At 60.5% G+C, this 13,211-nt stretch carries 13 protein-coding genes and 1 pseudogene; 6 read left to right on the forward strand and 8 right to left on the reverse strand.

Going from position 1 to position 13,211, the window contains the following annotated elements; translation table 11 throughout:
- Positions 1-16: 16 nt before the first annotated feature.
- From Q8O26_RS19490 to Q8O26_RS19515, 6 genes are all read right to left on the reverse strand, one after another.
- Positions 17-691, reverse strand: a complete 675-nt coding sequence (locus Q8O26_RS19490) for a bifunctional 2-polyprenyl-6-hydroxyphenol methylase/3-demethylubiquinol 3-O-methyltransferase UbiG (RefSeq protein ID WP_305578665.1) — start codon at positions 689-691, stop codon at positions 17-19.
- A 170-nt stretch (positions 692-861) separates the two neighbouring features.
- Positions 862-1,695 (reverse strand): hypothetical protein, encoded by an 834-nt coding sequence (locus Q8O26_RS19495; protein ID WP_305578667.1) that lies wholly within the window; start codon positions 1,693-1,695, stop codon positions 862-864.
- A 286-nt stretch (positions 1,696-1,981) separates the two neighbouring features.
- Positions 1,982-3,877, reverse strand: coding sequence for a sulfate adenylyltransferase subunit CysN (cysN, locus tag Q8O26_RS19500; RefSeq protein ID WP_305578669.1), 1,896 nt, complete (start codon positions 3,875-3,877; stop codon positions 1,982-1,984).
- On the reverse strand, positions 3,877-4,734 hold the full coding sequence (cysD, locus tag Q8O26_RS19505) for a sulfate adenylyltransferase subunit CysD (protein ID WP_305578671.1): 858 nt from the start codon (positions 4,732-4,734) through the stop codon (positions 3,877-3,879). Before cysD ends, cysN begins: the two co-directional genes overlap by 1 nt.
- Before the next feature lie 216 nt (positions 4,735-4,950).
- A complete protein-coding gene (locus tag Q8O26_RS19510) occupies positions 4,951-5,415 on the reverse strand; it encodes a hypothetical protein (RefSeq protein ID WP_305578673.1) in 465 nt (154 codons plus the stop codon).
- Positions 5,416-5,418: 3 nt separating this feature from the next.
- Positions 5,419-5,598, reverse strand: coding sequence for a hypothetical protein (locus Q8O26_RS19515; protein ID WP_305578675.1), 180 nt, complete (start codon positions 5,596-5,598; stop codon positions 5,419-5,421).
- A 144-nt stretch (positions 5,599-5,742) separates the two neighbouring features.
- On the opposite strand from Q8O26_RS19515, the gene Q8O26_RS19520 reads away from it, so the two are divergent.
- The 4 genes from Q8O26_RS19520 (at position 5,743) to Q8O26_RS19535 (ending at position 8,898) form a co-directional block, all read left to right on the forward strand.
- Complete coding sequence (locus Q8O26_RS19520) at positions 5,743-6,510, forward strand: TylF/MycF/NovP-related O-methyltransferase (protein ID WP_305578676.1); 768 nt, start codon at positions 5,743-5,745, stop codon at positions 6,508-6,510.
- Positions 6,511-6,849: 339 nt separating this feature from the next.
- The gene (locus Q8O26_RS19525; RefSeq protein ID WP_305578678.1) at positions 6,850-7,389 is read left to right on the forward strand and encodes a TetR/AcrR family transcriptional regulator; all 540 of its coding nucleotides are present in this window, start codon (positions 6,850-6,852) and stop codon (positions 7,387-7,389) included.
- Positions 7,390-7,436: 47 nt separating this feature from the next.
- Positions 7,437-8,216 (forward strand): SDR family NAD(P)-dependent oxidoreductase, encoded by a 780-nt coding sequence (locus tag Q8O26_RS19530; protein WP_305578680.1) that lies wholly within the window; start codon positions 7,437-7,439, stop codon positions 8,214-8,216.
- 22 nt (positions 8,217-8,238) lie between these two features.
- Positions 8,239-8,898, forward strand: coding sequence for a cupin domain-containing protein (locus Q8O26_RS19535; RefSeq protein ID WP_305578682.1), 660 nt, complete (start codon positions 8,239-8,241; stop codon positions 8,896-8,898).
- Between the two features lie 196 nt (positions 8,899-9,094).
- Here Q8O26_RS19535 and Q8O26_RS19540 read toward each other — a convergent pair whose 3' ends face one another.
- On the reverse strand, positions 9,095-9,481 hold the full coding sequence (locus Q8O26_RS19540; RefSeq protein ID WP_305578684.1) for a hypothetical protein: 387 nt from the start codon (positions 9,479-9,481) through the stop codon (positions 9,095-9,097).
- A 173-nt stretch (positions 9,482-9,654) separates the two neighbouring features.
- Between Q8O26_RS19540 and Q8O26_RS19545 the strand changes: the two genes are divergently transcribed.
- Entirely contained in the window at positions 9,655-10,617 is a 963-nt protein-coding gene (locus tag Q8O26_RS19545) for a C45 family autoproteolytic acyltransferase/hydolase (protein ID WP_305578686.1), read from the forward strand.
- Between the two features lie 588 nt (positions 10,618-11,205).
- On the forward strand, positions 11,206-12,459 hold the full coding sequence (locus Q8O26_RS19550) for an endonuclease/exonuclease/phosphatase family protein (protein ID WP_305578688.1): 1,254 nt from the start codon (positions 11,206-11,208) through the stop codon (positions 12,457-12,459).
- 409 nt (positions 12,460-12,868) lie between these two features.
- Here the strand turns inward: Q8O26_RS19550 and Q8O26_RS19555 are convergent.
- Positions 12,869-13,211, reverse strand: a pseudogene (locus Q8O26_RS19555) (hypothetical protein); the annotation flags it as partial.

The raw sequence follows: 13,211 nt of genomic DNA on the forward strand, positions 1-13,211 counted from the left end.
CCGGCCTGAAGCCGCCTCAGCGCTTGTGGGCCGCCATGGCGATGATGTAGTGCGCCATCTTGTGGTAGCCGGTATGCACCACTTCGTCGTTCATCGAGAACATGAAGACGGTGTGGAAATAGGTCTGCATCAGCGCCTTCAGATCCGGCGCGGTCTTGCAGTTGACGTGGCCGGCCTTGCTGGCGGCATTGGCATAGGTCTGCGATTCCAGCGAGGGCATGCCGAAGATCGCGACGCCGTCCGCGGTCAAGGCGCGCGCCACCTTGGCGATGACGCCGTGCTCTTCCGAGGCGGGAATATGCTCCAGAACGTCGAGCGAATAGATCGCGTCATAGCTGCCGGCATTGGGCAGGTCGTCGGCCATCGCATCGACGACGACCGCGTCATAGGCCCAGCGGTCGCGCATGCGGGCCTTGGCGTCGGCGATGAACACCGGATCGAAATCGGTGACCGTCAGCTTCTTCACCGTCTGCCGCACGATCGGCGCGTTGAAGGCATCGCCGCAGCCCAGTTCCAACACGTTCTCGCGCCCGTCCAGCATCTTGGAGACGAATTTATAGCGCGACATGGAGAACAAGAGACGCTTGGGGTCGTCGTACCATTCCCAGTTCTTGAGGACGCCGAGCTTGGTCTCGCCAATCCGCGCCTGGGTCTCGAAACCATGCTGATTGACCGGGTCTTTGGTCGCCATCGTCGTCACCGCCTGAAAAATTTATTCACAATCCCGAGCACGATCGCTCCCAAGTCTGCGCTACCATACCGGGGCGGAAGGCGCCAAGTGCAAAGCACCAGGCTTGTTAGCGCAGGCGTTATGGCCGCGGCCTCCGACGCCGGCGAACAAGCGCGTTCAAGGCGTTCCGGTCACGGAAAGGGATAGCCGAATTCGGCTAACGGAAGGCCGAAGGCACGGGCGATCCGCTTGTTGCCTTCCTTGGCACGCTCCCAAATCACCTGCCGCTGATGATCGTTCAGGTTTAAAGAGGCATCATCGGACTTGTTGCGAGCGACATAGGCGTCTGCGCTGAAGGATGACAGCTCCAGTCCCGTCGCCTCCGACAGACGATCGCGATACACATCGAACCCATGGACCATAAGTATTTTCAGCGGCAGCACCTTCACCGATTCCACGCCGAAAACATCCGCATAGATTTGGATCGCATGACTGATGTCGAGATTCCGAAGATACAGATTCCGCATCTGAGTTGTGTTACCCGCAAGCCAGGCATTAAACGACTCAACTTCCAGACCCGATAGACTACGGCTCCTACTGCGATAGACCTGATAATTCGACAAAACTGAGGCATACTGCGATCGGATCGTGAAGAGGATTGTCGCATTGCCGAAATGATACTTCAGCCTTTCTGCCACCATTCGGACAGGCATCATGGCTGGCGTGAAATAGGTTGCCGGCTGATCGACGAATGTCTCGTCCGACAATACCAGACGTTGGCCGGGCACCATCTTGTCGAAGATGTAATCGAAACAGAGTTTGTGGGTCAGATCAAAACGATAATCGTCAAAGTCGAGATATTTGATATAAGAAAAAATTCCTCCAAGGGTGCTGTAGGGAATCCCGGCATAAAACACGTTTGGGAGTCTCTGAAAAATGTTCTCCTGCAAGGACGTCGTACCTGTATGGGCAAAGCCGACGTGAATAAGAGGCTTTGTCGTATCTATACGCTTATCCGATATCATGCTCAGTCCACGTGAATTTTTTCTACTAGCTCCCGCTGAAGAATATCATGGCGCGACAGTTTCCTCAACGTCTACCAGACCCGTCCTGCCATCTAGGGACGAGCCTCCCCGGCTGAGCACGATCCTTTCCGCATGACGTTGCCCCTCTGGGATAATCCACGCCCTAAGCCAAAGGCCAGCATGATTGAAATCGACCGCCGCTGATCGTGCAGCGGCAATCGCACCTCCCGCAAATGATCAAGTGTCGGATATCTAAGTGGACTTCGGTATCCAAGTACCAGCTTCATTAGATGCCACCATCGTCGACTCCCCCCCCGCGCGACATCAGCCAAGAAATGATGCGGTCCGATGCGGCTTTGGCGGTCTCCCGCATGCCGTCCACCCGAATTTCGGGGTCGATCGGCGGTTCATACGCGCTGTCGATGCCGGTGAAGTTCGTGATCTCGCCTGCGTCGGCCTTTTTGTACAGCCCTTTGGGATCGCGCTTGCGGCATTCCTCGATTGGTACGTCCACGAAGATCTCAATGAACTCGTCAACACCAACGAGTTCGCGGATGGAAGCTCGATCTTGCGCGAAGGGCGAAATGAAGCAGCAAAGCAACACCAAGCCGGCGTCGACGAAAAGCTTCGCTACCTCGCCGACCCGCCGGATGTTCTCGACCCGATCAGCGGTCGTGAAGCCCAGATCGCTGTTCAGGCCATGGCGCATATTGTCGCCGTCGAGCAGCATTGTCTGCACGCCGCGTCGATGCAGGCCCGACTCAACCATGTCGGCGATGGTGGACTTTCCGGAGCCAGACAGGCCCGTGAACCATAGAATGACGGGTTTCTGGCCGCTCAGCCGCGCCCTCGCGCCTTTGTCAATGGTATGAAGCTGGCGTTGGATATTGGTCGCTCGCCGCAGGGCATACTGGACCATGCCTGCTCCGACGGTGGCGTTTGTCGCGCGGTCGATCAGGATGAAAGAGCCGGTCCGACGGTGGTCCGCATAGCTCTCGATGGGCAGAGGATGCGCAGCCGCGAATGTGCAGACACCGATTTCGTTCAATGCTAGGGTCCGCCCCGGTCGCGCCTCCAGCGTATTGATGTCGATCTTCGTCTTGAGCGTGGTTACGCGGACGGGAACCGTCGCCGTACCCAAACGTAAAAAATACGAACGGCCCTGCAGCATCGGATCATCGCCCATCCAGAGCAGGTGTCCCTGGAACTGGTCGGCAATGTCCGGAGTCGCGTCTGGACGGCAAAGTAGGTCGCCGCGGGTCACGTCAACGTCCTTTTCAAGCATCAGCGTCACCGCTTGGCCCGCTTCAGCGACGGTTAGGTCGCCGTCGAACGTCACGATGCGGCTAACCCTCGAACGTTTGGATGAGCTCACTACCTGGACTTCCTCGCCGACCTCGATGCGGCCGGACGCGACGGTTCCAGCCAAGCCGCGGAAATCGAGGTTCGGCCGGTTCACCCATTGCACCGGGAAGCGAAACGGTCCGGTTCCTTCACGGTCGGCGATCGGTATTTTTTCGAGATGCGCAAGGATTGACGGTCCGTCGTACCATGACATCCGTTGCGATTTGTTTGCTACGTTGTCGCCGAACCGGGCGGAGATCGGCACCGGGCGGATGTTGCCGAATCCGAGGCTCTGCGCGAATCCGATATACTCCGACACGATTTTGAAGAAGCGTTCACCGGCGAAATCAACCAAGTCCATCTTGTTGATAGCCAAGACGATATTCTGGATGCCGAGCAGGGAACAGATGTAAGTGTGGCGCTTGGTCTGCGTCAGAATGCCCTTTCTTGCATCGACGAGGATTATGGCGGCATCCGCAGTCGAGGCACCGGTCGCCATGTTGCGAGTGTACTGCTCGTGGCCGGGAGTGTCAGCGACGATGAAGGAGCGCCGATCGGTGGTGAAGAACCGGTAGGCGACATCGATTGTTATGCCTTGCTCCCGCTCTGCCTCAAGGCCATCGACCAAGAGTGCTAGATCAATTTCGTCGCCGACGGTCCCATGCTTTCGGCTGTCGCGTTCGAGGGTCGAGAGCTGATCGTCGAAAATCATCTTTGCGTCGTAGAGCAACCTACCGATCAGCGTCGATTTTCCATCGTCGACCGATCCGCAGGTGATGAAGCGCAGCAAGCTCTTCGTCAGTTCGCTGGAAGGGGCGAGCGTCTCTGAGGTCGTCATCAGAAATAACCTTCGCGCTTCTTACGTTCCATCGACGCGGCTTCGTCATGGTCGATCAGCCGGCCCTGTCGCTCTGACTTTCTTGAAGAAAGCATCTCGGCCACAATGTCGTCGACGTCTCTCGAAGATGATTCCATACCGCCTGTCAGAGGGTAGCAGCCGAGCGTCCTGAAGCGGACAAGCTTAGTCTGGACTTCGGTAGGCTCCACCGGCATGCGCTCGTCATCGACGAGTATGATCGCTCCGTTGCGATCCACCACGGGCCTCGGCTTGGAGAAATAAAGCGGTACGACCGGAATCTCCTCGGCCCGGATGTATGACCAAATGTCGACCTCCGTCCAGTTCGATAACGGAAATACGCGTATGGATTCGCCGCGGGAGACTCGCGTGTTGTAGAGGTTCCATAGTTCGGGGCGCTGATTGCGCGGATCCCAGGTGTGTTGCGGTGTCCGGAATGAGAAAATGCGTTCCTTCGCCCGGCTTTTTTCTTCATCGCGCCGGCCGCCGCCGAAAGCCGCGTCAAATTTCCATTTATCTAGAGCCTGCTTCAGGCCTTCCGTGCTCATGACTTGGGCATGCATTGAGGAGCCGGAGGCGAAGGGGTTGATGCCCCGCGCCAGCCCTTCCTGATTTGTATGGACCCGCAATTCGATGCCGAGGGCCTGCACCAGCAAATCGCGGTACACGATCATGTCCTGGAAATCCCAGGTCGTAGCAATATGCAGAAAAGGAAACGGCGGACGGGCAGGATAAAACGCCTTCCGCGCGATATGGAGCATCGTTGTCGAGTCCTTGCCCATCGAATAGAGGAAGACCGGATTGCGGAATTCCGCGACAACTTCCCGCATGATCTCCATGGACTCGGCTTCAAGGCGCCTCAGATGGGGCGAAAGGTTTCGGCCCTTCGGCGCTCCCGGACACTGGCTTGCGTAACGCTCGACGACTTCAGAGAGCGGTGTATCGGCGTTCTGTCGAAAAGCCTGCCTGGGTGTCATGAGGAAAGGCGCACCATCTTTGCCAGCATAGTTGAGAGCCTCAAAAGTTCACGAGGCAGCGGATAGCGACCGCTTGTACTACCCGCCGTCGGGGGTCATCGCCATGACGTCGCGCAGCTGACGGGCTGGCGTTAACAGGCAGCGGAATTTCTTGAGACTTTCAGGCCCCTTGTTCGCCGTTCCATCGATGCGCAGTCCGTCCGGTCCTGCCTGGATTGCACCCATCCTGATGCGAGGACTGCGAACGGCGTACATCGCGGCAGCGCGCGCCCGGCATTGATCACGCATCCGAACATCAGACACTACGGCGCTGACGCCGCCGGGCACGCCCGTGACCTCGAAGGAAATCCGATAGCGGCAGGCTTCGTTGCGCCGGGCTGCATTGCGCATGAGATAAATCTGCACGCGGTAGTCTCCCGCCAGCGTCAAGCTTCGCGAGAATTCGTTTCCAGGCGAAGAGCCCATATGCGCCGCGTCAGCGCGCCCCGGCTCAAACGCATTGAAATAGCAGGATCGGTTGGAGGGCTTGAACAAGACCTGCATGATTTAACCGGGAACCGTCGTCAGACGGTACGTGACATCGGCGTCACCCCGGATGACGCCGCGCAGCTCAGCCGAGATGGCACCCGGTCGGAACGTCACCTGACGCTCGGTGGGCTGGGCCACGGCAAGCCCGGTGGCCAGAATGGAGGAGGCGATAGCGCCGGCCAGAACCTTGCAATCCATGCTCTTTCCTCCATCGCCGCTCACGTCGAGACAGGTTAGAATTGGTGCCGCCTACGTACAAGGTCATTGGCCCCCTTCCCACTCATCCGCGGGCTGGCGCATTGATTTCTGCAATCCTGGCATGGTCTCGTCGGCATCGAGCCCATGGCCCGCTTCGTCGACTTCACCGTGACGAAGCTGATGGCCCGCGACCACCGCTCGGTCTTCTGGGGCGACCGCATGGTCACCCTCGACAAGAGCGCCGGCTTCCTCGACGAGCCGCGCTTCCGCGCCGCCTATGACCGCATCCGCGGCGCCCACACCTATGACCAGTATGTCACGCCCCACAGCATCGCCTGGCGCCTGCACACCCTGGTCTGGGCGGCCAAACAGGCCCTCTCCCTGCCCCAGGGCGATTTCGTCGAATGCGGCGTCTTCCAAGGCGACATGGCCGCGGTGATCTGCGAGGCGACCGACATCGCCGCCGCCCGCCGCCGCTACTTCGCCTATGACAGTTTCGAGGGCTTCCACCCCGAGCTCTCGTCGGAGGCCGACTTCCCCACCATGCCCGGCTATATCGCCATGGCGAACGCCCATTACCGCAAGCCCGGGCTCTACGAGGGCGTCGTCGCCCGCTTCGCCGACAAGCCCTATGTCACCGTCGTCAAGGGCTTCCTGCCCGAGGCCTTCGACGCCGTGGAGCCGCCCCAGCGCATTGCCTTCCTGCATCTCGACCTCAACGCGCCGAAGCCCGAGATCGCCTGCCTGGAAAAGCTCTTCGACCGCGTGGTGCCCGGCGGGCTCATCCTGCTGGACGATTACGGCTGGCTCGGCTACCGCGCCCAGAAGGACGCCGAGGACGCCTTCTTCGCCGACCGCGGCTATGGCGTGCTGGAACTGCCCACGGGCCAGGGCATGGTGGTGAAGCGGTAGGGCACCGGACTGGCGCAACGGCCAAGCCCTTGGGTCAGTTGGCGCATGCGGGCAGCCCATAAGTCTTGAATTATGCACGACGAGACGAAAGCAGCCGTTCACACGCCTGCTATCGTTCGGCCACTTGCACCTTATGTGGGTGCTTAAGGGTTCATGTCCCTGACCGGGGATCAGTGTCTGCCAGTCTGTGATCAGTGGCGCACTGACGGACATGATCAAGGTTGAGAATGATTCTCCTCCGCCGCAGAATGTTCTCCAGGTTAGAAATCGAGCCTTGACAATCTACCAACTGATAGGCAGACTAGTGCTATGAACCAAGGAACCACCCGAGAACAGTTGATGGCGACCGCCGAGCGCTTGGTGCGGACGCGCGGATATAGTGCGATCAGCTATGCCGATCTCGCCGAAGCTGTCGGCATCCGCAAGGCAAGCATACATCACCATTTTCCTGGGAAAGCCGATCTCGGGGTGGCCTTGACGGCCGAATACATGAACCGCTTTGACGCGCTTCTTGATCGAATAGACGAGGGCGAGCCAGACGCGCTCGCGCGGATCGGGGCGTATGCGTCGATATATGAGGCGAGCGTGCGGGATGGCATGCTGTGTCTTTGCGGAATGCTTGTGACGGAAATCCAAGTTCTTCCTGAAGAGGTACGGGCCGGTGTCCGTCGCTTCTTCGCCCAGCAATTGGCGTGGCTTACACGGGTGCTATCGGAAGGTGCTGCGCGCGGTGAACTAAGGATGGTCGGAAAGCCGGAAACGGCTGCCGAACGCATACTCTCGGCATTGGAAGGGGCAACCCTTGTGGCTTGGGGTATGAGCGATCCCGGCGTCGTGGCGCGAGCCGCAACAGATATGATCGCGACGCTCAAGAACTGAACCATTTTTTTGCAACTCGAAACTACCAACTAGAAGGATGAATCACCATGAAAGCGCAAGACCAGACCCGGACATTGTTCATCGGCGGAGCGAGCGGCATGAGCAAGTCGGCGGCCCACCTCATGCTTGACGCTGGCGGAGCGGTCGTGCTGCTCGGACGGCAGAGAGCCAAGCTGGAGGAGGCCCGCAAGGAGCTAATGCCGCTTGGCCGCGTGGACATCGAAGTGCTCGACATCACGGATGAGGCGGTTGTCCAAACGTTTGCAGCGCGCATCCCAACGGAATTCGCGGACTTAACGGGCCTTGTAAACGGTGCCGGAGTGTTCCTGCCCAAGCCGTTCCTTGAACACAACAAGGAGGATTACGACCTCTATCACGACCTCAACCGCGGCACGTTCTTCCTTACGCAGGCTGTCGCACGCGCCATGGCTGCGCGTGGTCAGGGCGGCGCGGTCGTCAATATCGGCTCGATGTGGGCAAAGCAGGCGGTTCAGGCAACACCCTCTTCGGCCTATTCGATGGCGAAGGCAGGCCTCCATTCGCTGACGCAGCATCTCGCCATGGAGCTGGCGAGCCATGGCATTCGGGTCAATGGGGTTTCTCCGGCCGTGGTCGAAACACCGATCTACGAAGGTTTCATCCCGAAGGATCAAGTCCATACAGCACTCCAGGGTTTCAATGGCTTCCACCCCATCGGGCGGATCGGCACCGCTACGGATGTCGCTGAGGTCATCGCCTTCCTGCTTTCGTCCAAGGCCGGTTGGGTTACCGGTGTTGTCTGGGATGTCGACGGCGGCGTGATGGCCGGTCGCAACGCATACAACTGATCCACGACAAGAGGAGGCTTCGATGCTCCAGATCCGCAGCGACTACACCGAACGTGCCGTGATCCGCCCGGGAGACGAAGCGTTCGTTCCCTCGCCGTTGGCTGGCGTCGAACGCCTGATGCTGGAGCGGGAAGGTGGCGAGGTGGCACGCGCCACCTCGATCGTCCGCTATGCGCCCGGCTCACATTTCCGTGCTCATACCCACGGCGGCGGCGAGGAGTTCCTTGTCCTTGAAGGTACATTCAAGGACGAGCACGGTTCCTACCCTGCGGGCACTTATGTCCGCAATCCACCGGGTTCCTCGCATGCCCCGCGCAGCGAAGAGGGCTGCGTCCTTTTCGTCAAGCTTATGCAGTTTCATCCGGCCGATCGGGAGCGCAAAGTCATCGACACTCATTCGGCGGAGTGGTTTCCCGGCCAAGTCGAAGGGCTGTCCGTGATGCCGCTGCACCACTTCGGCAACGAAAGTGTCGCGCTGGTCCGCTGGGCGCGGAAGACGGCTTTCAAGCCGCACACCCATTTGGGGGGAGAGGAAATCCTTGTGCTTGAGGGCACGTTCGAGGATGAACATGGCTCTTACCCGGCCGGAACCTGGCTCCGCTCACCATCAATGAGCCGGCATCACCCCTTCACACGGGAGGGCTGCACAATACTCGTAAAGGTCGGGCATTTGCCATCATAGCCAAAGGTGCATTATGCTTGAGATGTGCACAGAACTGGCTTTGGCCGGAAGCGGCAGGACCGCTATCGGGGATGCCGATGGTCACAGCGGATGTCTTAGCCTCGCCGCTGTCGATCCATGTCGGGCAATCTCAAGACCTTCAGCGCGCTTCGAAAGCGGACATGCCGACACCGTCCATCGTTGGCCGAGTCCGGTCTCAGGGCGTCGCGGTGCAAATCAGCGATACATCGTCGATCTTGCGATCCTGGTAGGCACTATCGACCGTCATGGAGAGCAGCGTCGCGCCAAGCCTGGTTTCCAGAAGAAGATGAAATTTGCCCCGCACTTCACCCAAGCTCACGGACAAGCTGGTGCCCGTTGCGGGGGAAGTCAGGTTGATCAACACCTCGTGCGTCGCACTGGGTCCGAACAGGTCCAGCGCAAGCGGAAAGCCGACGCGAACGGTGCCGACGGCCGTTGCGCCTGGAACTGGCGCGCCCTCGAAACGGCCTGTCAGTTCGCATCTCGCGCTTGAGGCTGCCGCCGCCTGGTCGGCCCCGAACAGGAAGGCGATGGCAAGGGCTGCGAAACCTGTCCGTCGCATCGTCAAGCCTCCGCGTCCCGCCGCTCACCGAGATTGCACCGGGGCAGTCACCATCCGCAATGGGCGTTTGCAGCCCCGGTGCGGGCGCCGAAATCTTGAGATATGCGCTGAGCCATTGAGTCAGCCTTACGCAACCCGCTTGTGGGAGCGATGTCGTGCATTATCCTTGATTCATGCAAAAACGGTTTGTAGCTGAGCGAGAAGATCAACCAGGTGATGCTTGGCTTGCCCGGTTTATTGCTGGTCGGGATGAAACCGAGCGCTGGTATCTAGGTCAGGGGCTTGAAGCACCGCCGACTGCGCGCGAATGTCGTGCTGCCTTGCAAAGGTACATGCCCGAATTGGTCCCGCAGTATGACCGCGTTTGCACGCTCGCTGGAGATGACGACCTCGCGCACCGCATCCTTAGCCACTATCGCCCGCCCCCTGTTTTTCACGGATGCAGCATCGCGGTCTGGCTGGATGACGATGGCCCCGCGGTAGTCCGGAACTACGACTTTCCGCTTCATATCATCTCAGACCGTTTTGAAATGACTGCGTGGTCGAAGCGCAGGGTTATTTGCAAGGCGCAGCGTCCTTGGGGAGGCTGCAGTGATGGCATGAACGAGGACGGGCTGGTTGCAAGCCTCACGTATGGGGGCGGGCAGGCGCAAGGCTTGGGCTTCTCCATCATCTTGATGCTTCGTTACGTGCTGGAAACGTGCAGCTGCGTGAAGGAGGCAGTTGAAGCGTTGAGCAGCATTCCTGTCGCTCTGTCTCAGAATGTTGCCCTGATGGACCGGACGGGTGCCTACGCAACAATTTTTCTCGGGCCTGGAAGTGCTCCCAAAGTTACTCAAGACAGGACTTGCACGAACCACCAAGAGGTCGTGCCTCACGGCACGAGTTCAGCGATACGGCAGCAGACGCTGATTGATGCACTGGACGATCCGGAAATGACCTTGCCAGCCTTGGTCGGTCGATTCTTTGAACCTCCGCTATACTCTCGACAAGCGCGTTCCACGACCGCCTACACCGCCGTTTACAGACCACGACAGGCAAGCGTGGAGTATCTGTGGCCGGGCCGGACTTGGAAACAGGGCTTCGAACAGTTCGATGAAGGCATCTACACGCATGACTATGGCGAGCTGACTTGATCGCGTACAGCTCACTACCCGCTGTGGTGCACCATTCTTGATTTGTGACGACGCGCGGGGACCCGCAAACAGACATTCCCGCTGACCCATTGCGAGGCCCGGTGGCAGGCTTTTTGGAACGCCCCCGCCCCCTACCCGATCAGCGCATGCCCCGATCGCCGGCTCGCGGCGAAGATCGAATAGAAGGTGCCGCCCTGATGTCGAGGACGGCCTGGTTGCGGGCGACCACATCGCTCTCGTTGGTGATCGACAGGGCGAAGAGGCAGGTCTTCACCCCCCCGCCACCAGTCCCCCCCGCGGGCAGGACCCTGTCGTGACCATCTGGCGCCTTCTGCCGATCCCTGCGCGCCGGCAGGCGGGCCAGAATGCTGTCCGGATTACCCCGGACGCGCCATTCTGCGCGAAATATGCAGTCATCAACGGGCACAGGAGGCGCATGGGCGCAACCATGACAACAAAACAAAGTCCTGCCAGACGCTCAAAACCGCACCACATCTCCTGTTCCGGAGTGAACGTCGGATTGGAAGCTTGGAGCTGTTTTGTGATGCCGGCTATGTATTGAACTCTTTGCAGCGGAGGGACTGCCAAATGCTACGTTTGTCGACGTGGAACATCAAATGGTTCGGCCAGCTTCTTCAGGGCAAGACGCGGACGACGCCTCAGAAGAGCCGGACCGTCACCGACACCGCCGGCAAGGCGCTTCAGGCGCGGCAGATCCAGCAGATCGGCGCCCAGATCGAGGCCATTGATCCCGATATCCTCTGCATCCAGGAGGGCCCTTCGACGGGCAATGTCGCGCGGCTCGAAGCCTTCTGCGCCGACACGCTCCGCGGCGGCTGGACCGTGGTCAAACGCCCGGCGGCGGAGACTTATCTCATTTCCGGTGCCCAGGGCATCTTCTTCATGGTCCGCACGTCGCGCCTGCGCGAGCTCTCACCGGGCCTGCTGCCCAACAGCCAATGGATCCATGCGACCGAGGTCGAGAGCAGGACAGACCCGATGGCGGAAGGCACGGGCGAACACGGCCGGACCTGGCCCATCGTCCATCCCTGGTTCAAGCCGGATGCAGACGACCCTGGTCACGGCGTGGTCGACGCCGATTTCGACGGGGAAGGTGACCCGCCCGCGGCCGGCCTCGCCGACAGGATTCATTCCCACTACCGCCATCCTCAGGTGCTCGTCTGCACCATCAACAGAAGGCGGGTCGACTTCATCGGCCTGCACCTCAAGTCGAAATTCTCACACGAGGACTATGCCAAAGCCGGCGCGCTGCGCCGCAAGGCCAAACTGACGAAGGCCGAGGTCGCGCTGATCAACGCCGTCGAGCAGGCCGCGGTCTCGGCCCGGGTCCGCATCTCGACCGAAGTGATCAATGTCCGTCACTTCATCGAGAACCGGTTCCGCAACGAGCCCAACCCCGCGATCTTCGTCCTCGGCGATCTCAACGACGGGCCCGGCAAGGAATATTTCGAGCGACGCTATCTGTTTCAGGATCTCATCGGGGGGCTGCAGGGCGAGGTCTTCTTTGCTCAGCGCTTCCTCAACCATGCGCTGTTCGACTATGCGCCTCAGGAAGGGGTCAATCACCGCTGGACCGCGCAGTTCCGCGACGCCTGGGATCCCGCCCGCCCGGAGGAAATCCTGCTCGACCATATCGCCTTCACCCAGGGACTGACGGGATCCCAGGCGCTGGACAGACTGGGCCTGCGGGTGCCGCCCAAGGGGGGCCGCGTCGAGCATGAAATTCACAATGCCATCAATGCGGTCTTCGGAGAGGCCGACGACTTCACCTCCGACCACCGCCCCCTGACGGTCGACATCGAGGTCGCGCCGGTGGCGTGACTGCCTGCCGGCGGGGCGGCTCAGCTTGCATCGGGCATTGGCGTGAGCGGACGGGAAGGCCGCGCGGCCCGCCGTCTTCGCCGCGAAGGCGCCGGCATAGGCCGGCAGCAGCGTCAGTTCCACCGCGACCCCGGCGGCCGACAGCGGCGCGGTCGGCCGGGCGTCGCAGCGGCGGCGGGCGAGCTGAACCAGCGCGTTCTCGAAGGGCAAGGGATAGATGTCGGTGCGGATCGGCGCGAAGCCGGCGCCCCCGGGAAGCCGCCCCGGCGCATCGCCTTCCTCCACATCGACCTCGACGCGCCCCAGGCGGAGATCGCCTGCCTCGAAAAGCTCGACGACCGCGTCGTGCCCGGTGGGCTCATAGTCTTGAGTTTTGCACTGAGCCGCCCTCCCGGCAGTCGTCAGGCCTTCATTTCCCATTTCGCAGCCTATCGACCAAAGCCCGCGCCAATGAAGCCTGGTCGGCGCAATAGGCGGCGTAAGGCGCATGCCCGGCAGCTTCGAACGTATTCCCTGCTGTCTCAATTTGCTGGAGCGCCCGCTCAGCGCGAGGAAGATCTCGCCTGCGCTCGGCAATAATTCGAAGCGAGACACCCTCATTGCCAAGCGTCATCGCCCAATCGAGCGGCACGCGCTCGCGGGTGTATTCCTCAAGCGCCGCGCGACAGGCCGCGACGGCCTCCTCCAGCCGCGCCGTCCCGCTTTCGCGCGCACCGAACGTCAACAGCGCGTTGCCGAGATTGTTCTGTGTC

Source organism: Phreatobacter sp. (assembly GCF_030691135.1).
In the GTDB taxonomy this organism is placed as follows: Bacteria; Pseudomonadota; Alphaproteobacteria; order Rhizobiales; family Phreatobacteraceae; genus Phreatobacter.